21 protein-coding genes are annotated in these 23,653 nt (G+C 63.7%); 4 read left to right on the top strand and 17 right to left on the bottom strand.

The genetic code is table 11. From position 1 onward, the window contains the following. The first annotated feature begins 687 nt into the window (after positions 1-687). Positions 688-3,900, top strand: coding sequence for a ribonuclease E (gene rne, locus BM019_RS09515; protein WP_092418120.1), 3,213 nt, complete (start codon positions 688-690; stop codon positions 3,898-3,900). A gap of 104 nt (positions 3,901-4,004) precedes the next feature. Here the strand turns inward: rne and BM019_RS09510 are convergent, their stop codons facing one another. The 12 genes from BM019_RS09510 to BM019_RS09455 all read right to left on the bottom strand — a co-directional run bounded on the left by BM019_RS09510 (position 4,005) and on the right by BM019_RS09455 (position 15,476). After that, positions 4,005-4,598, bottom strand: a complete 594-nt coding sequence (locus BM019_RS09510; protein ID WP_092418119.1) for a nucleotidyltransferase family protein — start codon at positions 4,596-4,598, stop codon at positions 4,005-4,007. Then, positions 4,595-5,590, bottom strand: coding sequence for an XdhC family protein (locus tag BM019_RS09505; protein ID WP_092418118.1), 996 nt, complete (start codon positions 5,588-5,590; stop codon positions 4,595-4,597). Before BM019_RS09505 ends, BM019_RS09510 begins: the two co-directional genes overlap by 4 nt. Continuing rightward, on the bottom strand, positions 5,590-7,908 hold the full coding sequence (locus BM019_RS09500) for a xanthine dehydrogenase family protein molybdopterin-binding subunit (RefSeq protein WP_092418117.1): 2,319 nt from the start codon (positions 7,906-7,908) through the stop codon (positions 5,590-5,592). Before BM019_RS09500 ends, BM019_RS09505 begins: the two co-directional genes overlap by 1 nt. Further along, positions 7,905-8,375 (bottom strand): (2Fe-2S)-binding protein, encoded by a 471-nt coding sequence (locus BM019_RS09495; protein ID WP_062823186.1) that lies wholly within the window; start codon positions 8,373-8,375, stop codon positions 7,905-7,907. The genes BM019_RS09500 and BM019_RS09495 overlap by 4 nt, the downstream gene beginning before the upstream one ends. 247 nt (positions 8,376-8,622) lie before the next feature. Then, positions 8,623-9,642 carry a UDP-N-acetylmuramate dehydrogenase gene (gene murB / locus BM019_RS09490; protein ID WP_092418116.1) on the bottom strand — a complete coding sequence of 340 codons (1,020 nt, stop codon included), beginning with the start codon at positions 9,640-9,642 and terminating at the stop codon, positions 8,623-8,625. Next, the gene (locus BM019_RS09485) at positions 9,639-10,103 is read right to left on the bottom strand and encodes a low molecular weight protein-tyrosine-phosphatase (RefSeq protein ID WP_092418115.1); all 465 of its coding nucleotides are present in this window, start codon (positions 10,101-10,103) and stop codon (positions 9,639-9,641) included. The genes murB and BM019_RS09485 overlap by 4 nt, the downstream gene beginning before the upstream one ends. Next, on the bottom strand, positions 10,103-10,867 hold the full coding sequence (gene kdsB / locus BM019_RS09480; RefSeq protein WP_009042838.1) for a 3-deoxy-manno-octulosonate cytidylyltransferase: 765 nt from the start codon (positions 10,865-10,867) through the stop codon (positions 10,103-10,105). The genes BM019_RS09485 and kdsB overlap by 1 nt, the downstream gene beginning before the upstream one ends. Further along, positions 10,864-11,049, bottom strand: a complete 186-nt coding sequence (locus tag BM019_RS09475) for a Trm112 family protein (RefSeq protein WP_007931663.1) — start codon at positions 11,047-11,049, stop codon at positions 10,864-10,866. The genes kdsB and BM019_RS09475 overlap by 4 nt, the downstream gene beginning before the upstream one ends. Before the next feature lie 22 nt (positions 11,050-11,071). Then, positions 11,072-12,082 (bottom strand): tetraacyldisaccharide 4'-kinase, encoded by a 1,011-nt coding sequence (gene lpxK / locus BM019_RS09470; protein WP_092418114.1) that lies wholly within the window; start codon positions 12,080-12,082, stop codon positions 11,072-11,074. Continuing rightward, entirely contained in the window at positions 12,082-12,510 is a 429-nt protein-coding gene (locus BM019_RS09465) for an ExbD/TolR family protein (RefSeq protein ID WP_007931660.1), read from the bottom strand. Before BM019_RS09465 ends, lpxK begins: the two co-directional genes overlap by 1 nt. Further along, positions 12,507-13,142 carry a MotA/TolQ/ExbB proton channel family protein gene (locus BM019_RS09460; protein ID WP_007931657.1) on the bottom strand — a complete coding sequence of 212 codons (636 nt, stop codon included), beginning with the start codon at positions 13,140-13,142 and terminating at the stop codon, positions 12,507-12,509. The genes BM019_RS09465 and BM019_RS09460 overlap by 4 nt, the downstream gene beginning before the upstream one ends. A 102-nt stretch (positions 13,143-13,244) precedes the next feature. Beyond that, positions 13,245-15,476: a DNA internalization-related competence protein ComEC/Rec2 gene (locus BM019_RS09455; protein ID WP_092418113.1), complete on the bottom strand. Its 2,232-nt coding sequence runs from the start codon at positions 15,474-15,476 to the stop codon at positions 13,245-13,247. Between the two features lie 148 nt (positions 15,477-15,624). Between BM019_RS09455 and BM019_RS09450 the strand changes: the two genes are divergently transcribed. Further along, positions 15,625-16,140 carry a DUF2062 domain-containing protein gene (locus BM019_RS09450; RefSeq protein ID WP_007931653.1) on the top strand — a complete coding sequence of 172 codons (516 nt, stop codon included), beginning with the start codon at positions 15,625-15,627 and terminating at the stop codon, positions 16,138-16,140. Positions 16,141-16,188: 48 nt separating this feature from the next. Here BM019_RS09450 and BM019_RS09445 read toward each other — a convergent pair whose 3' ends face one another. The 4 genes from BM019_RS09445 to BM019_RS09430 form a co-directional block, all read right to left on the bottom strand. Continuing rightward, complete coding sequence (locus BM019_RS09445) at positions 16,189-16,968, bottom strand: ABC transporter permease (protein WP_007931651.1); 780 nt, start codon at positions 16,966-16,968, stop codon at positions 16,189-16,191. Further along, positions 16,965-17,897 (bottom strand): ABC transporter ATP-binding protein, encoded by a 933-nt coding sequence (locus tag BM019_RS09440; RefSeq protein ID WP_007931649.1) that lies wholly within the window; start codon positions 17,895-17,897, stop codon positions 16,965-16,967. The genes BM019_RS09445 and BM019_RS09440 overlap by 4 nt, the downstream gene beginning before the upstream one ends. Before the next feature lie 132 nt (positions 17,898-18,029). Further along, entirely contained in the window at positions 18,030-18,653 is a 624-nt protein-coding gene (locus BM019_RS09435; protein ID WP_009042835.1) for a glutathione S-transferase family protein, read from the bottom strand. Between the two features lie 42 nt (positions 18,654-18,695). Beyond that, entirely contained in the window at positions 18,696-19,355 is a 660-nt protein-coding gene (locus BM019_RS09430; protein WP_092418112.1) for a transglutaminase-like domain-containing protein, read from the bottom strand. A gap of 245 nt (positions 19,356-19,600) precedes the next feature. Between BM019_RS09430 and BM019_RS09425 the strand changes: the two genes are divergently transcribed. Beyond that, complete coding sequence (locus BM019_RS09425; protein WP_092418111.1) at positions 19,601-22,048, top strand: acyl-CoA dehydrogenase; 2,448 nt, start codon at positions 19,601-19,603, stop codon at positions 22,046-22,048. Positions 22,049-22,132: 84 nt separating this feature from the next. After that, positions 22,133-22,540 carry a PA2817 family protein gene (locus BM019_RS09420; protein ID WP_007931642.1) on the top strand — a complete coding sequence of 136 codons (408 nt, stop codon included), beginning with the start codon at positions 22,133-22,135 and terminating at the stop codon, positions 22,538-22,540. 72 nt (positions 22,541-22,612) lie between these two features. Here BM019_RS09420 and BM019_RS09415 read toward each other — a convergent pair whose 3' ends face one another. Continuing rightward, entirely contained in the window at positions 22,613-23,596 is a 984-nt protein-coding gene (locus tag BM019_RS09415) for a LysR family transcriptional regulator (RefSeq protein WP_009042832.1), read from the bottom strand. Between the last annotated feature and the right edge of the window lie 57 nt (positions 23,597-23,653).

The following is a 23,653-nucleotide window of genomic DNA, read 5'->3' as shown; positions in this document are numbered from 1 at the left end:
TTGAAGCACTTAATGATTACTGCTATAGTCGCGAACGCCGCCAAAAGCGGCCTGGACAGCGGACCAACGGCCAACAGCCGGCCCTGACCAACGCAATTCACCAGGATGCGAGGCCGTCCTACGGGGCTTTCGCTACGAACGGTGGAGTTTTGCAGTTGTAACAAGCGCAGGTGACATGAGGCCTGAAGCACGCCGAAAAGCAGAGTTTCCACTCGCCTTTCGAGCAAATATTCACGGCCAGTTCACAAAGTGCAGTCAGCTACGAACGAACCCGAGCGAGCGCTTCGGAAACACCGCCTAAATTAGCCATGATGCGTGAGCTCCCCTTTCGGAGCTCACGGTAAATGCCAACCCGCTGCGGATTCTGCGCGCGGCAGCACCCGAATTATCAGGGATACGTGTAGGGTGGAGATGCACAACCGTCGGACTGTGTAGCATTAGGCTTTATCAAGACGCTTCATCTCGTCCACAGTCGCCGGTTGATTCCTCCTCCTGATTGAGCTTTTGCTTAAGAGGTGCCTTTTGTCACCCCAGCAAGCAGGACGCGTGAGTCGCGAGTTCGCCCCAACTGGCCGGATTTCGCTAGACACTGGAGCGGCCAACCGCTCCTGACGCACCTGACACCGACCGTGAGAAGTCGTGTGTGCCGAACGCCGTTTCCGGCAGCCCGGAAACCGACGGTACTACATGAAAAGAATGCTGATTAACGCAACTCAACCCGAAGAGTTGCGTGTTGCACTGGTAGATGGCCAACGCCTCTACGACCTGGACATCGAATCCGGTGCACGCGAGCAGAAGAAGGCCAACATCTATAAAGGCCGTATCACTCGCATCGAACCAAGCCTCGAGGCTGCCTTTGTCGATTTCGGCTCTGAGCGCCACGGCTTCCTGCCCCTCAAAGAAATCTCCCGCGAATACTTCAAGAAAGCTCCCGAAGGCCGCGTCAATATCAAGGACGTCCTGAGCGAAGGCCAGGAAGTCATCGTTCAGGTCGAAAAAGAAGAACGTGGCAACAAGGGCGCTGCCCTGACCACCTTCATCAGCCTGGCCGGTCGTTACCTGGTGCTGATGCCGAACAACCCGCGTGCCGGCGGCATCTCCCGTCGCATCGAAGGCGAAGAGCGCAACGAACTGCGCGAAGCCTTGAACGGCCTGGTCGCCCCTGCCGACATGGGCCTGATCGTCCGCACTGCCGGCCTGGGCCGCAGCAGCGAAGAAATGCAGTGGGACCTCGACTACCTGCTGCAACTCTGGACCGCCATCAAAGAAGCCTCGCTGGACCGCGCGGCGCCTTTCCTGATCTACCAGGAAAGCAACGTGATCATCCGCGCCATCCGCGACTACCTGCGCCAGGACATCGGCGAAGTGCTGATCGACAGCGTTGAAGCCCAGGACGAAGCCCTGACCTTCATCCGCCAGGTGATGCCGCAGTACGCCAGCAAGATCAAGCTGTATGAAGACAGCGTTCCGCTGTTCAACCGTTTCCAGATCGAAAGCCAGATCGAAACCGCCTTCCAGCGCGTCGTCGAACTGCCTTCCGGCGGCTCCATCGTTATCGATCCGACCGAAGCCCTGGTGTCCATCGACATCAACTCGGCGCGCGCCACCAAAGGCAGCGACATCGAAGAAACCGCCCTGCAGACCAACCTGGAAGCAGCGGAAGAAATCGCTCGCCAGCTGCGCCTGCGTGACATCGGCGGCCTGATCGTCATCGACTTCATCGACATGACCCCGGCCAAGAACCAGCGCGCCGTGGAAGAGAAAGTCCGCGAATGCCTGGAAGCCGACCGCGCTCGCGTCCAGGTCGGTCGCATCTCGCGCTTCGGCCTGCTGGAAATGTCCCGCCAGCGCCTGCGTCCATCCCTCGGCGAAAGCAGCGGCATCGTCTGCCCACGCTGCAACGGCACCGGCATCATCCGCGACGTCGAATCGCTGTCGCTGGCGATCCTGCGCCTGATCGAAGAAGAAGCCCTGAAAGATCGCACCGCCGAAGTTCGCGCCCAAGTGCCGATTCCGGTTGCTGCCTTCCTGCTCAACGAAAAACGCAATTCGATCACCAAGATCGAACTGCGCACCCGTGCTCGTATCGTCATTCTGCCGAACGACCATCTCGAAACGCCGCACTTCGAAGTCCAGCGTCTGCGTGATGACAGCCCGGAAGCCGGCATCAACCAGTCCAGCTACGAAATCGCCGCTGCCGCTGCCGAGGCCGAAGAAGTCCAGCCAGCCGCCGCGACCCGCACCCTGGTTCGCCAGGAAGCCGCCGTCAAGACCGCTCCAGCCCGTGCCAATGCACCGGTTCCAACCGAAGTGGTCGCCGCCCCGGTTGCCGCTCCGGCCGCCGTTGCCGAGCCAAGCCTGTTCAAGGGCCTGGTGAAGTCCCTGGTCAGCCTGTTCGCCACCAAGGAAGAGCCAGCCGCTCCGGTCGTGGTTGAAAAACCGGCCACCGAGCGTCCTGCACGCAACGAAGAACGCCGTAACGGTCGTCAGCAGAGCCGCAATCGCAACGGTCGCCGCGACGAAGAGCGCAAGCCACGCGAAGAACGCGCCCCTCGTGAAGAGCGCGCACCGCGCGAAGCCCGCGAAGAGCGTCAGCCACGTGAAGTTCGCGAGGCTCGCGAGGAAGTCCAGGCCACCGCTCGCGAAGAGCGCGCGCCACGTCCGCCACGCGAAGAGCGTCAACCACGCCCACCACGTGAAGACCGCAAGCCACGCGGCGAGCGTGAAGAACGCGTGCGTGAACTGCGCGAACCGCTGGACGCTGCTCCTGCCGCTGTCGCTGCCGCCGAAGAACGCCCGGCTCGTCAGCCACGCGAAGAGCGTCAACCGCGCCCACCGCGTGAAGAGCGCCAACCTCGCGCCGAACAGGCCGCTGCCGTAGCTGAAGAAGAGCTGCTGCCGAACGAAGAGCAACTGCAGGAAGACGGTCAGGAGAACGCCGAGGGCGATCGTCCACGCCGCCGCTCCCGTGGCCAGCGTCGTCGCAGCAACCGTCGCGAGCGTCAGCGTGACGCCAACGGCAATGTGATCGAAGGTTCGGAAGAAAACAGCGAAGAGCCAAGCAGCGCCGATCTGGCCGCAGGCCTGGCGGTAACCGCTGCCGTTGCCAGCACCGTGATCAGCGCCCCGGCCGAAGCCCAGGCTCACGAGCAGGCCGAACGTGCCACCGCCGCCGTCCAGGAAGCCGCACCGACCGTCGAAGCACCGGTCGTCGAGGCCACCACTGCGGTAGAGATTCCAGCAGCACCTGCTGTTGAAGTCGCCCAGGTTCGTGAAGAACAGCACGAAGAACAGGCTGCGCAACCTGCAATTGTTGCAGAACAACCTGCAGTCGTTGCCGAGCCAGTGGTCGAAGCGCCAGTCGCCGAAGCACCAGCGGCAGAACCAACCCAGGAAGCGCCTAGTGCCTTCGAGCGTGCCGCCGAGGCGATCATTGCCGAAGCGCCTGCGCCAGTCGCAGAAGTTGTGGCTGAAGCAGTCGTGGCTGCTGAACCTGTAGTTGCCGAGCCTGTGGCTGCCGCACCGGAAGCGCCGGTTGAGGCACCTGCCGCCGAAGTGGCTGCACCGGTTGTCGAGGCCGCTCCGGCCAGCGCCCTGACCAGCACCGGTCGCGCGCCAAACGACCCGCGTGAAGTGCGTCGTCGCAAGCGCGAAGCCGAGCGTCTGCAGAAGGAAGCCGAGCTGGCTGCCGCTGCCGCCGCTGAAGCTCCGGCAGAAGCCGTAGTGGCCGCCGAGCCTGCGCCGGTGGTTGCCGAGGTGGTCGAGGCAGCTCCTGCTGCCGAACCGATCATCGAGCAACCTGCGCCTGCCGCCGACGAAGCCCCGCGCTCCGTCGAAGAAGTGGTAGAGCACAAGCCCAAGGCCCAGGAAGAAGAGCACGAGCCTAAACCCCTCGTCTGATTCCTAGCCCGATAAAAAGCCCCGCCTGGTCACCCAGGCGGGGCTTTTTTTATGCCTGCAATTCTTCGATCAACATCTTCGCCGCGAAAGCGAGCCCAGCGATCTCAATCGGTAAAAACCAACGCCTGCGGCACATCCACGTCCCACAACACGCCAGCATCCGCCAGTTCCACCTCGACAACCTGCCCCGCGGCAAACAATGGCCTGGCTCCCCGATCCCCGGAAAGGCCCTGCAACGCCTGACCAAAGGCCGCGCCAAAAGCCACCGGGTGACCATAGGCCCCCTTATAAACAGGCACCCGGATCATTTGCTCGCCCAGTTCCCGCACCACGCTCTCGATACTCGACGGCAGGATAAAGGGCATATCCCCCAGCACCACCAGCCAGCCACTGGTATCGGCACAGGCTGCGACGGCGGCCGCGAGGCTGTCGCCCATGCCCGGCGAATCCAGAAGCACCACCTGGCAGCCATAGGCTTCAGCCAAGGCAATCACCTCGGTACGGTCCGGCGTTGTCACCAGGACTCTACGGGCCAGCAATGCGGGCAAGCTCCTCAGGACCTGCTCGACTACCGGCCTGATCACCGCATCTCGTCCCAGGCATGGAGCCAGCAACTTGTCTTGCCCGCCCCCCGCCGCCTGTCGGAAACGACTGCCCTGCCCCGCGGCCAGGATGACCGCGCACAGCGACTCGCTCACGCGCTCACCTGCGCAGCCACTTGGGGCGGCTTTTTCTGCAACAGGTCGATGCCGTTCTTGATGGCAACGATCTCCGACATCACCGACAGGGCAATCTCCGCCGGTGTATGACTGCCGATATGCAGGCCGATGGGCCCGTGCAAGCGTTCGATGGCCTGCGGCTCCAGCCCCAGCTGGGCCAGATTCTCCCGACGCTTCTGACTATTGACCCGAGAGCCCAGCGCCCCGACGTAAAACGCCCGGGAATTGAGCGCGGTCAACAGCGCCATGTCATCCAGCCGGGGGTCATGGGTCAGCGCGACAATGGCCGTACGCTCGTCGGTCTCGATATTCAGCACCGCATCGTCCGGCATTCCCGGTACAAAACGTCCGTGCTGCTCTTCCCAACCGTAGACAAACTCCTTGCGCGGATCGCAGATCAGTACTTCGAAGTCCAGCAACCGCGCCATTTCCGCTACATACCGCGACAACTGCCCGGCGCCGATCAGCAACAGCCGCCAACGCGGGCCATAGATCGCCCGCAGGGTGGTGTCATCGAAACTCAGCACGTCGGTCTTGCTGGCCGGTTTCAGCAGCACTTCACCGCTGCTCAGGTTCAACTCCCGGGCGACGATTTCATGCGCCTCGCAACGAGCCAGCAGTTCCGCGACCCAGGCCGGATCGCCAACCCGCTCCTCGATCAGGCGTAGGGTGCCGCCGCACGGCAGGCCAAAACGCGCGGCCTCCTCGCGGGTCACGCCATAGGTCACCAGTTGCACCGGCGGCCCGTCCAGAGGCAGGCGGCCATCGTGCAAACGGGCGATCAGGTCGTCCTCGATACAACCGCCCGAGACCGAGCCAATCACCATGCCGTCTTCACGCAAGGCCAGCATGGCCCCCGGTGGCCGCGGCGCGCTGCCCCAGGTCTGGACCACGCTGTACAAGGTCACGCGCTGCCCCGCGCGGCGCCATTCCAGCACGCTGCGCAGGACATTCAGATCAACGCTGTCCATCAGGCCTTGCTCGCTTGTTGCCAGCCTTGCAGCTGGTAACGCACTGGCAGGTTGCGGATGCGCTTGCCGGTGGCGGCAAAGATCGCATTACACAGGGCCGGCGCGATCGGCGGCACGCCCGGCTCACCGACACCACCCAGCGGCACATCGCCTGGTGGCGTCACCAGATGCACGGCGACTTCTTTCGGCGCCAGGGACATGCGCGCCACTTCATACATATGGAAGTTGTCCTGCTGGACCTTGCCGTCCTTGAAGCTGATCTCACCCACCACCGCATTGCCCAGGCCCATCACACAGGCGCCCTCGAACTGCGAGCGGATACGCTCGGGATTGATCTGCGGACCGCAGTCCACGGCGATATCGGCCTTGTGCACGATCAGGGTGCCATCATCCTTGACCTCGACCTCGATCACCGCCGCCACATAGGTGACGAAGCTGTAGTGCACCGCCAGCCCCAGGCCGCGGCCCTTGGGCAGACTGCGTCCCCAGCCCGCCGCCTTGGCCGCGGTCTCCAGCACGCCGCGCATGCGCGCGGTGTCGATCGGGTAACGCTCCGGCGACTCGCCGTAGTTCCATTCTTCGCTCAAGGTCCGTGGGTCGATCTGACGATCCGGCCCCAGCAGCTTGAGCTGGTACTTCAATGGGTCCTGACCCGCCTTGTGCGCCAGTTCGTCGACAAAGCTCTGGATGGCGAAACCGTGGGGGATGTTCGACACCGAGCGATACCAGCCAACCCGGGTATGCGCAGCGGCCTCGGGGTTTTCCAGGCGCACGTTGGGAATCGCATAGGCCAGGTTGGTAAAGCCCATGCCCAGCTCGAAGGCCGCCTCATGGTTCATGCCCGGGGCGAACAGCGCAGTGATGCTCGGTGCCACGGTGCGGTGCAGCCAGCCGGACGGCATGCCGTCCTTGTTCAGGCTGGCCTTGAGGTATTCCGCCGACACGGTGTGGAAGTAGGAGTTGTGAATGTCGTCTTCGCGGGTCCATTGCACCCGTACCGCCTTGCCCGGCATTTCCTTGGCGAGGATCGCCGCCTCGAGGATGAAGTCGGGCTTGGATTTACGCCCGAAGCCACCGCCGAGCAAGGTGATGTTGACCGTCACCTTGTCGAAGGGAATGCCCAGGCGCTCGGCGATACGTTCGCGGGTCACCTGTGGCGCCTGGCTCGGAGCCCAGGCTTCGCACTGGCCGCCCTGGAAGCGCGCCACGGCGACCATCGGCTCCATCGGCGCCTGCGCCAGGTGCGGCAGGTAGTAGGAGGCCTCCAGGCTGCTGTCGGCGCTGCTCATGGCGTCGTCGATATTGCCAGTGCTGCGCACTACCTTGCCGGGCTTGAGCGCCGCGGCTTCCAGCTCCTTGCGGTAGGCAATCGAGTCGTAGCCGGCGTTGACGCCATCGTCCCACTCGATCTTCAACGCATCGCGGCCCTTGATTGCCGCCCAGGTATTGCTGGCGATCACTGCCACGCCGCCCAGCGGCTGGAACTCGGAAGGTAGCGGGCGGCTTTCGATCTGCACCACCTTGATCACGCCCGGCACCTTCAGCGCCGCGCTGCCATCGAAGGATTTGACCTTGCCGCCATAGACCCGTGGGCGTGCAACCGTCGCGAAGAGCATGCCGTCGAAATGCACGTCGGCGCCGTAGACCGCCTGGCCATTGACGATATCCGCACCATCGATGGCGCGGGTGCCCTCCTTGCCGATGTAGCGGAATTCGCTCGGTTGCTTCAGCCGCAGGCTGTCGCGGGCCGGCACCGCCAGGGCGCTCGCCGCGGCGGCCAGGGCGCCGTAGCCCAGTTCACGGCCGCTCGGCTGGTGGACCACTTTATGCAACTGGGCCCGGCACTCGGCCAGCGGGACTTTCCATTGTTCGGCCGCCACCTGCTCGAGCATGGTCCGCGCCGCCGCACCGCAGCGCCGCATCGGCTCGTACCAATGGCGCATGCTGCGCGAACCGTCGGTGTCCTGGTTACCGAACAGCGCCTCGTCGCCCGGCGCCTGCCTGACCTTCACCAGCGCCCAGTCGGCCTCCAGTTCGTCAGCGACCACCATGCTCAGGCTGGTACGCACACCCTGGCCCATTTCCGAACGGTTGCAGAGCACGGTCACGCTGCCGTCGGCGGCGATACTCACGTACACCTTGGGGTCATCGACCCAGCCGTTGGGCATGCCGTCGGCACCGAACTTCTTCTCTTCGGCGAAAGCGTCCTGCCAGCCCCAGCTGGCCGCCAGCACCAATGCGCCGGTGGCGCCGACGCCTTTGAGAAAACCGCGGCGGCTGAGGTTGCTCAAGGCAAAATCATTCGGCAGCTGGCTCATGCCTTGGCCTCCTTCAGGTGGGTGGAGGCCTGGCGGATCGCCGTCTTGATCCGGTTGTAGGTGCCGCAACGGCAGATGTTGCCGACCATGGCGGCTTCGATCTGTTCGTCGCTGGGGTTGGGGTTGACCTTGAGCAAGGCGGTGGCCGACATGATCTGCCCGCCCTGGCAGTAGCCGCACTGGGCCACCGCGCTGTCCAGCCACGCCTGCTGCACGACTTTGCCGACCGGGTCGCTGTGCAGGTTGTCGATGGTGCTGACGTCCTGCCCGACCACCGAGCCGATCGGCGTGATGCAACTGCGCGCCGGGGCGCCGTCGATATGGATGGTGCACGCGCCGCACAGGCCCATGCCGCAACCGAACTTGGTGCCGTTGTAGCCCGCCACGTCGCGGATAGCCCAGAGCAGCGGCATGTCCTCGGTGACATCCAGTGGGTGATCTTGACCGTTGAGTTTCAGGGTAATCATGGGCACGCCCGCATATTTTCCGTTTATGGGGTCGAGCAATCTGCCGTTGAGCACAACGACTTGCAGGAGCAGATCGACTCAGGCTAATGGGCTCTCTTATGAAGACGGGGAGTCTTCACCGGGCCTTTGGGGTACAAATAGTTGCATTGTTAGCAGGCTAAGTTAAGCCGCAATTAACAAAAAAGCCTTGCAGGGTGTGAACCCGTGCAAGGCTTTGCTGGCGAGCTTTGAGCTTAGCTCAACGGGCTCAATAGAGATTGGGCTCCATCTCCAGCTGAACATGGAAGCGCTCGGCAATATCCTGCTGGATCCTTCGTGCCAGGCTTAACAGCTGCAAGCCCGTGGCACCGCCATAGTTGACCAGCACCAGCGACTGCAAACGATGCACCCCGGCATCGCCATCGCGAAAGCCCTTCCAGCCCGCCTGTTCGATCAACCAGCCAGCGGCCAGCTTCACCTGCCCGTCCGCCTGTGGATAACCCACCAGCCCCGCATGCTGCTGCCTGATCTCGGCCGCCAGAGCAGCGGACACCACCGGGTTCTTGAAGAAACTGCCGGCATTGCCCAGTACCGCCGGGTCCGGCAGTTTTTCGCTGCGGATGCTGCAAATGGCGCGGCTGACATCGCTGGCCGTCGGCTGCTCGATGCCCTGCTCGCTCAAGCGCTGGCGCACCGGGCCATATTCCAGGTGCAGATGCTCGCTGCGGGCCAGGGCAAAACGCACCCGCAGAATCAGCCAGCGGCCGGCCTCTCGCTTGAACAGGCTGTCGCGGTAGGCGAACTGACACTCTTCCAGGCTGAAGTCGCGCAACTCACCGCTCTGCCGATCCAGAGCGGTCAGGCCGGCGAACACATCCTTGATCTCGACCCCGTAGGCACCGATGTTCTGCATCGGTGCGGCGCCCACGGTCCCCGGAATCAGGCTGAGGTTTTCCAGGCCGCACAAGCCCTGTTGCAAGGTCCACTGCACGAAGGGATGCCAGGTTTCACCCGCTTCGGCTTCGACTACTACCTGCTGGCCATCGTCGCTCAGCAGACGAATGCCACAGGTACTCATGCGCAAGACCAGCGCTGGAATATCCGCGGTCAGCAGCAAGTTGCTGCCGCCGCCAATCACCAGCAGCGGCAGTTGGTACTGCTCCGAATAGGCCAGCGCCTCACGCACGTCGGCGTCGCTGTGGGCCTCGGCGAACAGCTGCGCGCGCGCATCGACGCCGAAGGTGTTGAAAGGCTTGAGGGAAACCTGGGACTGCAGATGCAAGCTCATAGCCGCCCCTTCAGCTCGATCACCAGCCGATCGCTGGCGTACTCGATCAGGTCCAGCACCTGCTCGAAACCTTGCTCACCGTCGTAGTAAGGATCCGGCACCTCGTCCAACGCCGCCTCGTAGCGGCGCAGGAACAGGTCCAGCTCGGCCTTGCCCTGGGCCGGCTGCAGCGCCTTGAGATTGCGCAGGTTGCTCTCGTCCATGGCCAGGATCAGGTCGTAGCGAGCAAAATCCGCGCTGCTGACTTGCTGCGCGCGCTGGGCCGACAGGTCGTAGCCACGCAACAGCGCCGCGCGCTGGCTGCGCTTGTCCGGCGCCTTGCCGATGTGCCATTCGCCAGTCCCTGCGGACGCGACTTCGACCCGGTCGGCCAGCCCCGCTTCACGTAACTTGTGGCGCAGTACGCCCTCCGCCGTCGGCGAACGGCAGATATTGCCCAGGCAGACAAACAAAACCCGCATCAGGCCTCCAGCAGGCGACGAACGCGCTCAAGGTCTTCGGCGGTATCGATACCACCAGGCGGCGCTTCCAGGGCATCGGCGACATGGATACGCACGCCGTGCCACAAGGCCCGCAACTGCTCCAGTGACTCGGTGTTCTCCAGCCAGCACGGGCCCCAGTTGACGAAGTCATGCAGGAAGCCGGCGCGGTAGGCATAGATGCCGATATGGCGGCGATACGGCACGCCTTCCGGCAGCAGGTCGCGATTCTTCGCAAAAGCATCGCGCGCCCACGGCAAGGTGGCGCGGCTGAAGGTCAACGCCAGACCATTGATGTCGCTGACCACCTTGACCACGTTCGGGTTGAACAGGGTCTCGACGTCTTCGATCGGCTCGGCCAGGGTGGCCATGCTCGCTTCGGTGTGGGCGGCCAGGTTGGCGGCCACCTGATCGATCACCGCCGGCGGGATCAGCGGCTCGTCGCCCTGGACATTGACCACGATGGCATCCGCGGCCAGGCCCAATTGGCTGGCGACTTCCGCCAGGCGATCGGTACCGGAGTTGTGGTCCTCGCGGGTCAGCACCGCTTCGGCGCCGAAGCCCTGGCAGGCCTCGACGATTCGCGCGTCGTCGGTCGCCACCACCACGCGCTGGGCGGCGCTCTTGCAGGCCTGTTCCCAGACGTGCTGGATCATCGGCTTGCCGGCGATCAAGTGCAGCGGTTTACCCGGCAGGCGGGTGGAGGCGAATCGGGCTGGAATGACAACGGTAAAGGCTGTGGTCATTTATCCAGGCGCTCGTCGGTGCTGAGGGTGCGGGCTTCGCTTTCCAGCATGACCGGGATGCCATCGCGAATCGGATAGGCCAGGCCGGCGCCCTTGCTGATCAGCTCGGTCTTGTCGGCGCTGAGCTTGAGCGGTCCCTTGCAGATCGGGCAAGCGAGGATATCGAGCAATTTGGTGTCCATGAGAATTCCCTGGATAGAAGCGTTAAGGCAGAAGACGAGCGGGCAACAGGCGCATCAGCTGCGTATCGAACCAGGCCACGAAGGCCGGGGATGGCACAGCATCCACCGCCAGGTACCACCAGTCGGGAGCCGCGAAGGCACGGCACTTCACCGCATCCTTTTCGGTCATGACCAGCGGCAGCGCCGGAGTGAAACTCAGCGCCTGCGCACTGTATTCGGCGTGGTCGGCGAAAGCATGCGGGACAGGCTGCCAGTGTAGCGTTTCAAGGGTAGTGAAGAAACGTTGCGGATTGCCGATACCGGCCACCGCGTGCAATGCCTGCCCCGGCGCGAAGTGCTCAAGCCCGCGACGTTCGCCGCTTTGCAGATTGACCAGGGCGGTGGGCAGCAGGCGAAAGGCGAAGCCATCCTCGCGATCGTCGCTGGCGCCGTTGTAGAGCACTGCGTCGACGCTTTGCAGGCGCTCGACCGGCTCGCGCAGCGGCCCGGCCGGCAGGCAACGCCGGTTGCCCAGCCCGCGCGCGGCGTCGATCAGCACCAGCTCGAGATCGCGGGCCATGCGGTAATGCTGCATGCCGTCGTCGGAGAGAATCAGATCCAGCGGCTCGGCGGCCAGCAGGGCTCGCACGGCGCGACTGCGATCAGGGTCGATCATCAGCGGCACGCCGCTGCGCTGGACGATCAGCAAAGGCTCGTCGCCGGCGACAGCGGCGCTCTGCTCGGCGGTGACCCGCCATGGCCACTGCGGCGGCTTGGCGCCGTAACCACGGCTGACCACGCCGACCCGCAGCCCGCTGCGCCGGCAATGCTCGATCAGCCACAGGATCAGCGGCGTCTTGCCGGTACCGCCCACGGTGATATTGCCGACCACCACCAGCGGCACCGACGGCTGGTAAACATGGCTCTCACCGGCCAGGAAGCGTTCGCGCTTGCGCACCACCACCCGGCGATAGAGCCACTCCAGGGGCTGCAGCAGTTTCAGCGCGGGATGGCCGTTGTACCAGGCAGCGAGCAAACGATCGGACATGGCCATCAGGGTGCTGGCGCCGCCTCGACGGTGGTCATGCGCAGATGGCTGAAACCGAGCTTGCCGGCGGCGTCCATCGCGGTAATGACGGCCTGGTGCTGGGCCTTGCCGTCGGCACTGATGGACAGCGGCAGGTTGGTGTCACCCGCCGACTCCTTCTGCAAGGCTTCGATCAGGCTGGCCAGGTCGCTCTTGGGCAGCACCTGGTTGTTCACCGAAAACACCCCGTCGGCGCTGATGGCGATATCCAGTTGCTTGGTCTGCTGGTCTTCGGCCGGCGAGCCGCTGACGGCCTCCGGCAACTCGACGCGCAACTGGGTTTCCCGGGTAAAGGTGGTGGTCACGACGAAAAACAGCAGCAGGATAAACACCACGTCGATCAACGACGCGAGGTTGATATCGATGGTTTCCCGTGGCTTGCGGCGGAATTTCACGCTTTGCCCTCGGCCAGATCGACGTCGCGGTCGCCCTGCACCACTTCGACCAGCTTGATGGCTTCCTGCTCCATGCCCACCACCAGCTCATCGACCCGGCGTTGCAGGAAACGGTGGAAGAACACTGCCGGGATACCGACCATCAGGCCGGACGCGGTGGTGATCAGCGCCTTGGAGATACCGCCGGCCAGCACCGCGGCGTTGCTGGTCATCCCCGAGCCCATGAACGAGCTGAAAATATCGATCATGCCCAGCACCGTACCCAGCAAGCCCAGCAGCGGGGCCATGGCGGCGATGGTACCGAGGGCATTGAGGTAGCGCTCCAGTTCGTGGATGACCCGGGCGGCGGCTTCCTCGATGCACTCTTTCATGACCTCGCGGCCATGCTTGGAGTTGGCGAGGCCGGCGGCCAGGATCTCGCCCAGGGGCGAATGGGCGCGCAGTTCCTTGAGCTTGTCCTTGTTCAGCTGTTTGTCCTTGATCCAGCGCCACACCTGGCCCAGCAGATGAGGCGGGGTAACGCGGCTGGCCCGCAGGGTCCACAGACGCTCGGCAATGATGCCGACCGCGACAATGGAACTCAGAATGATCGGCAACATCATCCAGCCGCCGGATTTGACCAATTCCCACACAGTGACAGTCCCCTCGAAAAAGTGCGCCACTCTAACATAGGGGCCGAATGCACCGAAGAACCTGATGTCGCATGCCTTCAGGCTTTAATAACTCTCGGTTATTTAAGGAGATAGTGGCCATTTGCGCCAAAAGCGCCGCTGCGCCCGCAGGCTCGTCGGTTCGGTGTAAGTGCCCAGCATCAGCCGCAGCGCTCCCTGCTCCGCACTGTCGTAAATAGCGGTCCCTTGCTGACGATAACGTTCGACGACCTGCGGGTGCGGATGCCCAAACCCATTGCCGTGCCCACGGGAGATCAGCACCGCCGAAGGCGCAAGGGCCTTGAGCAGGGCCGCGGACGACGAGCTGCGGCTGCCATGGTGCGGCGCCTGCAACCAGTGGGTCTCGACGGCCAGCGGGGTATCCAGCAAGGCGCGTTCGGCCAGGGCATCGATATCCCCCGTCAGCAGCAAACGCTCGCCCTGGGCCTCGACCTGCATCACGCAGGACTTCTGGTTACCGTTCTGCGCACCTGCCCATTGCCACAGGGAAAAACGCACCCCGTCCCATTGCCACTGCTCGCCGCTGGCGCAAGGCTCTGCCGGTAAATAGGCCGGCAAACCCTCGGGATCGCCACTGACCAGCCTGGCCACCGGCAAGCCGCGCTGGATGGCGTCGGCGCCACCGGCATGATCGGCATCGGCGTGACTGAGCAGCATCAGGTCGAGGCGCGCGACGCCCAGCTTGCGCAAGGACGGCAGCACTACCCGCGCGCCCAGGTCAGAATCGCCAAAACGCGGACCGGCGTCATACAGCATCGCATGCTCGCGAGTCCGTACCAGCACCGCCAGGCCCTGCCCGACATCCAGCTGCCAGACTTCCGCCTCGCCATATGGCAGCGTGCTTTTCGGTGGGAACACCACCAACAGCAGCATCGGCCAGCCCAAGGGACGCAGCGGCACGCCCGCAGGCAGCAACAGCAGCAAGGCTCCCAGCGCGCTGATGCTCCAGGCCCAGAGCGGTATGGCCGGCGCTACCCAGGCCGGCCACTGGGCAGCCAGCAGGGTCAGGCCGCGGAACAGCAGGTCCAGCAAGCCACCGGCCAGCCAGAGCAAGCCTTCGCCCAGGTAAGGCACCGCCAGCAACAAAGTGCCGAGCAACGCCGGCGGCAGCACCAGCAGGCTGATCCAGGGTTCCGCCAGCAGATTGGCCAGCGGCCCGCTGAGACTGATGGGCAACCCCAGCGCCAGCAGCACTGGGCACAGGCCGATGGCGATCAACCATTGAATACGGGTCCAGGACTGCCACCAGCGCCAGCCTCCCAGGCGCCCGCCGAAGATCAGGATCAGCACCGCCACCGCGGTAAAGGACAGCCAGAACCCTGGCTGCAGGCTGGCCAGCGGCTCGAACAACAGCACCGCATTCAATGCCAGCAAGAACGGCCACCAGGCGCCCAGGTGGCGAAAGCGCAGGCGCCAGATCAGCACCAGGGCCACCATCACACAGGCACGGCGCACCGGCACATCGAACCCCGCCAGCAACCCGTACCCCAGGGCCGAGGCGAATGCCAGCCCGCAGGCCCAGGGCAGCCAGGGCCTGCGTCCGGGCCACAGGCCGTAGCGGGCCAACCCCGCCACCAGGGCGTACATCACTGCGGCCAACAAGCTGATGTGCTGCCCGGAAATCACCATCAGGTGCACGGTCCCGGTGTCTTGCAAGACACTCCAGTCTTCCTGGCTCAACCCTGAGCCGTCGCCCAGCACCAGGGCCGCCAAGCCGCCGGCGCGCCCGTGGGCATCGACTTGCAGCAAGCGCTGGCGAATGCGCGCACGCCAACTCTCCCGGGTGGCGGCCAGCAATTGCCCATCCTTGACCGTACCCGTGGCGCCGATGCGCTGGGCCAGCAACCAGGCCTCGTGATCGAAGGCCTGCAGATTGACCAGGCCGGCAGGTCGCTTGAGCTTCACCGCCAGGCGCCAGCGTTCGCCGCTGTGCACCGGCGGCCCGCCATACCAGGCCAGGCGCAGGCGTTGCGGGATTCGCCCGCGCCGCGCCCGCCCGTCTTCCAGCTCGAAACGCACCAGCCCCTCGGCCTGCTGCGGCAGCCCCACCACTCGACCTTCGAGCCAGCGAGTCTGCCCGTCGAGTGGTTCCGCCAAACGATCATCCAGCGCCGATTGCGCGCTGATGCAGGCCCACGCCAGGCCCAACAGAAAAAGGGCCAATGGATAGGTGCGAAACGGCAACAGCATCAAGGCCACTACCGGCAGCACTGCCAGCCATCCGATCGCTGGCAGCGCCGGCAAAAAGCGCAGGCTCAAAAGCCCCGCCGCCAACGCCAGCATCCCTGTGCGCATAAGCCCGTCCTTGAGCAGTTTTTGAGTGTTCCCACTCTCTGGCTTAGCTCAGCGGACCGGGGGCCGGCTTTATCATTTGTCACAAAGTCTGAATGGGCGCCTTCTAGAATCCGGGCATACTTGCCGCTTGAACTGACCGAGAAGCCTTATGCCCCGGCGCCTATTCAAACGTTACATGCCAGATCCGACCAGCATCAGGGAACACAAGTCCTTACGCTTTCTTGGCACGTTGCTGCATGACCCCAACCTCTGGCACCTCAACCGGCACTCCGTGGCGCGCGCCATGGCGGTCGGCCTGTTCGCAGCCTTTATGCCGATCCCGGCGCAAATGTTGCTGGCAGCCGTGCTGGCCATTTCCGTGCGCGGCAACATGCCGATTGCCGTGAGCCTGGTCTGGCTGACCAACCCGATCACCATGCCGCCGGTGTTCTTCTGCACCTACCAGATCGGTGCCTGGTTGATGAACGTACCCGCCCGGACCCTGCCCGACGAGCTGACCTGGGAATGGATCAGCGGCGAACTCTCGACCCTCTGGCAACCTTTCCTGCTGGGCTCGCTGGTGGCCGGCCTGGTGCTGGGCGCCCTCGCCTATTGCCTGACCATGCTGTACTGGCGCTGGTGGGTCAGCCGGCAATGGCGCCGCCGCAAGCAGAGCCGGCTGTAGAAACGCAAACGGCCTCCCGAGGGAGGCCGTTGTTGTATCTGCGCGGGCTTACTGGCGCATACCGCGACCGCTGACCAGCAGGCGGGCACAACCGAAGTACAGGACCACAGTCGCCACCAGCATGAAGGTAATGGCCACGCTGATCTGGATGTCGGAAACCCCGAGGATGCCGAAACGGAAGGCGTTGACCATATGCAGCACCGGGTTGGCCAGCGACACCGTCTGCCAGAACGGTGGCAGCAGGGTGATGGAGTAGAACACCCCGCCCAGGTAGGTCAGTGGAGTCAGCACGAAGGTCGGGATGATCGAGATATCGTCGAAGTTGCGCGCGAACACCGCGTTGATAAAGCCCAACAGCGAAAAGATCGTCGCGGTCAGGACCACCACCAGCAAGGTGATGCCCAGGTGATGCACCTGCAGGTGGGTGAAGAACAGCGACAGCAGCGTCACGATCACCCCCACCGCCAGCCCCCGCAGGACACCGCCCAGGGTGTAGCCGATGAGGATGGTGTGCGGCGACACCGGCGACACCATCAACTCCTCGATGGAGCGCTGGAACTTGCTGCCGAAGAAACTCGAGACCACGTTGCCGTAGGAGTTGGTGATCACCGACATCATGATCAGGCCCGGCACGATGTACTCCATGTAGGTGAAGCCACCCATGTCGCCGATCTGCCGGCCGATCAGGTTGCCGAAGATCACGAAGTACAGAACCATGGTGATCGCCGGCGGCAGCAGGGTCTGTGGCCAGATCCGGGTAAAACGCCGGACTTCGCGATAGACGATGGTGTTCAGCGCGACAAGGTTGGGCCGTAGCTCGGAACTCATACCGCCACCTTCGACAGGTTTTTCTCCACCAGGGACACGAACAGCTCCTCAAGGCGATTGGTTTTGTTACGCAGGCTCAGCACTTCGATGTTCTGCTGGGCCAACTGGCTGAACAGCGCGGTGATGCCCACGGCTTTGTCGACCTGGACTTCCAGGGTGTGGCTGTCCAGCAGTTTGCTTGGATAACCGATCAGTTGCGGCGCCACCTTCAGGTCGGTCTTCAGGTCGAGCAGGAAGGTTTCCACATGCAGCTGGCTGAGCAGCTGACGCATGCTGGTGTTCTCGACGATGGTGCCGTGGTCGATGATGCCGATATTGCGGCACAGCTGCTCAGCCTCCTCCAGGTAATGGGTGGTGAGGATGATGGTGATGCCTTTCTGGTTCAGCTCGGTGAGGAAGGTCCACATCGAACGGCGCAGCTCGATGTCCACGCCGGCAGTCGGTTCGTCGAGGATCAACAGGCGCGGCTCGTGCACCAGGGCGCGGGCAATCATCAGGCGGCGCTTCATGCCGCCGGACAGCGAGCGCGACGGCACATCGCGCTTGTCCCACAAGCCCAGCTGGGTCAGGTACTGCTCGGCCCGCTCCTTGGCGACCTTGGTCGGGATACCGTAGTAACCGGCCTGGGTCACCACGATGTCGAAGGTCTTCTCGAACTGGTTGAAGTTGAATTCCTGTGGCACCACGCCGATGCAGCGCTTGAGCGCGGCGGGCTCGCGGTCCAGGTCATGGCCGAAGACATTCACCGTGCCGCTGGTCTTGTTGACCAGGGTCGAGAGGATGCCGATGGTGGTGGATTTGCCGGCACCGTTAGGGCCGAGCAAGGCGAAGAAGTCACCTTCGGCGACATCCAGATCGATACCACTCAGGGCCTGGAAACCGTTGCCGTAGGTTTTGGTTAGCTGCCGGATGGACAGAGCGGAACTCATATCGGATTTACGCACCAAGAAGGGAGAACATTATAAGTAAGGGCGGACCGCCTGCATTGCAACGGCGCCGGATACACCCAATGGTGCTTGCCGACGCCGCACAAGTACAGTCACCCGTATTGATAGTCAGTATTAAGTCAACGCGGTCATCACCGCCTTGCGGTAGGCCGGACGCTGTTGCAGGCGGGCGTACCAGGCTTGCAGATTAGACAATTGCGGGCGCTCGATGGGCATTTCGAACCAGGCATAAATGAAGCTGCCCAGAGGGATATCGCCGATGCCGATTTCCTCGCCGGACAGGTAGGGATGTTCGGCCAGGGCCTGGTCGACCACGGCCAGCAGTTCGCCGCAGCTGTTCAGCGCGGCATTGATCTTGTCCCAGTCCTGCTGCTGTGCCGGCGTGCGCAGCACACCCCAGAACAGGTGCCGGAAGGGTTCGGCGAAAGTCGAGGTGGTCCAGTCCATCCACTTCTCGGCCGAGGCCCGCGCCTGTACATCGCTCGGGTACCAGGCCGTACCGGCGGCATGGCGCGCGGCGAGATAACGCACGATGGTGTTGGACTCCCACAACACGAAACCATCGTCTTCGATCAGCGGAATCCGACCATTGGGATTCATCGCCCGATATTCCGGGGTATCCACCACACCGAAGGCACCACCGGCATCCACCGCTTCGTAGGTCAGCCCGAGCTCTTCGGCGCACCACAATGCTTTCCTGACATTCGACGAGTTTTTCCGACCCCAGATCTTCAGCATGACCGCTCCTCAGTGATGAATGCCGAGGCAGTCTACGCCGGATCAGACCTGACTCAAATCACTCTGCATGTCGCCCAGCCGCAACGGCATCTGCTCGGCGAACAGATGCGGATAACACTTTTCCAGGTGTTTGAAGAAGAAGGTCTCGGGGACGTCGGCGAATTGTCCGTGGTCCAGCACGTATTCCATCATCTGCTCGCCCTGGCGGTTGAAGGGGTGGAATACGCTGTCGTGGCGGCCATCGAACTCCAGGGGCGCCACATCGTACATCTCGCAGAGTTTCCGGTTGAACGCCGGCGTGGCCTTGACCCAGCGTCCTTGCAGGTACAGCTCGGTATAGCCGTGCATGGCAAACACGTCACTGCGCAGCAATTCCAGCAAACGCGGGGTCGACAGGTGATTGCGCACGTCCGCCAGGCCGATCCGCGCGGCGATCCCGCAATGCCGCGCGCAGCCAGCAAGCAGGGTGGCCTTGGGCACGCAGTAACTTTCGCCCGCAGCCAGGGCATGGCTGCCCCGCAGGGTCTCGGGGTCGCGACTGAAGGTGTAGGGGTTGTAGCGCACGGCCTCGCGCACCGCGTAATAGAGGCTTACCGCCTGCTCCAGCGGATCGCTGCTGGCGCCACGATGAGTTTCCGCGAACTCCACCACCGCGGGGTGGTCACTATCGATGAAGCGGCTGGGACTCAGGTACTCGTGCATGGGGATGATCTCCGAGTGAAGTCCCGAGTCTAGCGACGGCCTCATCCCAGCGATAACGACGTTTCGGCCAAATATCAGAGGCTGCCGCTTCGAGCCTGACAAGATCGACACGCTGCTGACCCGATGCCTGACGTCTGCGTCCGCTTCTTCTTACCGCTGCAAGCGCACTGCCCTGTCACCCCTTTTGTCGGATGCCGACTAAGCTCTGTGGGTGATTTTGCCCCTGGTTTCACGGAGGATTAAATATGCTGTTGTTGTGGATACTGGTTCTGCTGGTCGGTATTGCCTACCTGGCCCACCGCCGCATTGCGCCCCTGCCCGCCCTGGGCGTGGTGGCCGTCTACCTGCTGGCCATGGGCGCCTTCAGCCGTGCACCGGGCTGGCTGCTGCTGATCTTCTGGGTACTGCTGGCCGCGGTGGCGGCGCCCTTGCTACTGCCCGACCTGCGCCGCAAGTACTTCAGCGCCCCGCTGTTCAGCTGGTTCCAGAAAGTCCTGCCGCCGATGTCGCAAACCGAACGCGACGCCATCGATGCCGGCACGGTCTGGTGGGACGGCGAACTGTTCAGCGGCCGTCCGGACTGGGACAAGCTGTTGGCCTACCCGAAAGCGCAGTTGAGCGAAGAGGAACAGGCCTTCATCGACGGCCCCACCGAAGAGCTGTGCGCCATGGTCAGCGACTGGCAGATCGGCCAGTCCATGGACCTGCCGCCCGCCGCCTGGGAGCACATCAAGCAACACGGCTTCTTTGCCCTGATCATCCCCAAGGAGTTCGGTGGCAAGGGCTTCTCCGCCTATGCCCACTCCCAGGTGGCGATGAAACTGGCGACCCGTAGCGGCGACCTGGCGTCCACCGTGATGGTCCCCAACTCCCTCGGCCCGGCCGAGCTGCTGCTGCATTACGGCACCGACGAACAGCGTAACCACTACCTGCCGCGGCTGGCCCGTGGCGACGATATCCCCTGTTTCGCCCTCACCGGCCCGCTGGCCGGTTCCGACGCCGGCGCCATGCCCGATACCGGGGTGATCTGCAAAGGCCAGTGGCAAGGCGAGGAAACCATCGGCCTGCGCCTGAACTGGGAAAAGCGCTACATCACCCTGGGCCCGGTCGCCACCCTCCTCGGCCTGGCCTTCAAGGCCTACGACCCGGACCATCTGCTGGGTGACGATGAAGACCTGGGGATCAGCCTGGCGCTGATTCCGACCGACACCCCCGGCGTGGAAATCGGCCGCCGCCACCTGCCGCTCGGCGCTGCCTTCATGAACGGCCCGAACTCCGGCAAGGACGTGTTCATTCCCCTGGACTTCCTTATCGGCGGCCAGGAAATGCTCGGCAAGGGCTGGATGATGCTGATGAACTGCCTGTCGGTCGGCCGCTCCATTTCCCTGCCGGCCGTCGGCACCGGCGCGGCCAAGTTCACCAGCCTGGTGACCGGCCAATATGCCCAGGTACGTGAGCAGTTCAACGTCCCGCTCAATGCCTTCGAAGGCATCCAGGAAGCCCTGGCCCGCATCGGCGGCAACGCCTGGCTGATGGACAGCGCGCGCATGCTCACGGCCAATGCGGTCGACCTGGGGGAAAAGCCTTCGGTGCTGTCGGCGATTCTCAAGTACCACCTGACCGAGCGCGGCCGCGAGTGCATCGGCCACGCCATGGACGTGCACGGCGGCAAGGCCATCATCATGGGCCCGAACAACTACCTGGGCCGCAGCTGGCAAGGCGCGCCGATCTTCATCACTGTGGAAGGCGCCAACATCCTCTCGCGCAACCTGATGATCTTCGGCCAGGGCGCCATTCGCTGCCATCCGTTCGTGCTCAAGGAAATGGCCCTGGCCGGTCGCGAAGACCACGATCAGGCGCTGGTCGAATTCGACGGCCTGCTGCTCAAGCACATCGGTTTTGCCGTGGGCAACGCGGCCAGCACCCTGGTGCTGAACCTGGGCCTGGGGCACTTCGAACAGGCGCCGGGGGACAAGCTCAGCCAGGGTTATTTCCGCGCCCTCAACCGCCAGGCCGCGGCCTTCGCCATGCTGGCCGACCTGAGCATGATGTTGCTGGGCGGCGAGTTGAAGCGTCGCGAACGCCTGTCGGCACGCCTCGGCGATGTGCTCAGCCACATGTACCTCGCCTCCGCCGCACTCAAGCGCTACCACGACCTGGATTCGCCGGAGCATCTGCGGCCGCTGTTCACCTGGGCCATGGAAGAAAGCCTCGGCCAGTCGGAACGAGCCCTGGACGAACTGCTCGAGAACTTCCCGAACCGAGTGCTGGGTTGCCTGCTGCGGGTGGTGGTATTCCCGTTCGGCCGCCGTCACAAAGGTCCGTCCGATGAACTGGACGCCGAGGTCGCCGCGATCATCGGCCGGGCCAAGGGCGACCCGACCCTGGAAGAGCTGCTGGCCGGCTGCTACCGCCCACAATCGGCAGAGGACCCGGTCGGCGCCCTGCAACACGCCTTCGACTTGTTGAGCGCCAGTCACCCGCTGCAGAAAAAACTGCACGAGGCGCTGAAAAGTGGCCAGGTCAAGCCGGTGGCCGGCGAACATGCCATCGACGCCGCGCTGGAGGCCGGCGTGTTGCAGCCGGTGGAAGCCCAGACCCTGCGCGAGGCTGAAGCCGCCCGCCGCAAAGTCATCGATGTCGATGACTTCGCCAAGGAAGAGCTGACCCTGAGCGAAGGGAAAACCCGCTAAGGCGCAGGACCGTCAGGCGGATTATGAAACCGGGCGCGGGAGCTATATACTCCCGCGCCCGTTTTGCTGTTGAGGACTCATGTCATGTCCAACGTCGTCGCCGATCATCTCGTCCTGCTCGACCATTTGCGCAGTATCCTGGTCGCGGTGGGTGAAGCCGAGCAGGTTCCCGAAGAAAGCCATGCCTTGTTCCTGGAACGCTTCGACGAACTGCGCGCCTCGCTGCCGATCGACCCGATCGAAAGCCAGTACCTGGGCCAGGATCTGCTGTGCCAGGTGATGCAGCGTTATCCACAGGTCGCCCATCTGGTACCGCGCGACCTGCTGTGGTTCTTCGCTGGGGATTGCCTGCACTACATGCCCGACGAGGAAATCGACCTGTACCAGGCGCTCGAAGAGCGTCGCTACGAGGCCGAGCAGAATGATGAACCGTTCGACTGGAACCAGGAAAAGCAACTGCTGGCGCTCTCCGCCCAGGACAGCAAGCACTGAGTCCGGCCCGGATGCTACAAAGGCCCGCACGGTTGAACCGGCGGGCCTTTTTTCTACCCATGAGCGGCTGGCTCAACCCGCTCCATCGCCTTCGGGTTGTTCGTAGCCTTTCGCCTCCTGCTTGCCCTGCCGGCTCAAGGTCGGCTCCTTGGCCAGGCACTCCACCAGATAATCGATGAATACCCGCAGCTTCGGCGGCAGGTAGCGGGTTGGCGAATGCAACAGCCAGGCACCGCCATGGTAGGAAGCGAGAAACGTCCAGTCCGGTAGAACCTGCACCAGCAAGCCCTGCTCCAGGGCATGCCGCGCGGTGAAGTACGGCAAGCTGCCGATGCCGATATGCTCCAGCACCGCCCCCAGCCGTACCCCGGTGTGATTGGCCGCATAACGCCCACGCACACCAACCGTCACCGACTTGCTGCCCTTCTTGAACTTCCAGCGCGCATCGCTGGGGGTTTCACCCAGGTAAATGCAACTGTGGTTGAGCAAATCGTGGGGATGGCTGGGCGTCCCGTGCTCGGCCAGGTACTGCGGCGTGGCGCACAGCATATGATCGATGGTCAGCAACTGGCGCCCGACCAGCCCCGCCGGCGGCCGATCGGTGATGCGGATGGCCAGGTCCACGTTGTCGTCGATCAGATCAATGTTGCGATCTTCCAATAACAGCTCGACATCGACCTTGGGGTAACGCCGCAGAAACTCGGGCATGTACGGATGCACGACAAAACGCCCCACGGCCTTGGGCACGCTGACCCGCACCAGCCCTTCGGCCTCGTGGGTGAACTGACCGCTGATTTCCATCACCGACTTGGCGGCGCTGACCATCTCGCTGCAGCGCTTGAACACCTCCTCGCCCCCTTCGCTCAAGCGCAACTTGCGCGTGGTGCGTTGCAGCAAGCGAGTCGCCAGCGCCTTCTCCAGACGGGAAATGCTGCGGCTCACCGCCGACGGTGACGAGCCCAGCTGGCGGGCGGCTTCGGAGAAGCTGCCGACCTCGACGACCTTGACGAAAATCGCCATTTCGCCCAGCAGCGGAAGGGGAAGATTTATGCTCACAGCACAACAGTCCTTTGAGGTTTGAACGGATTATCACGCAATTCCGCCGCGCCATAT

Origin of the sequence: Pseudomonas sp. NFPP07 (assembly GCF_900115645.1) — a bacterium.
Taxonomy (GTDB): domain Bacteria; phylum Pseudomonadota; class Gammaproteobacteria; order Pseudomonadales; family Pseudomonadaceae; genus Aquipseudomonas; species Aquipseudomonas chlororaphis.
This window is presented reverse-complemented; position numbering and strand designations above follow the sequence as displayed.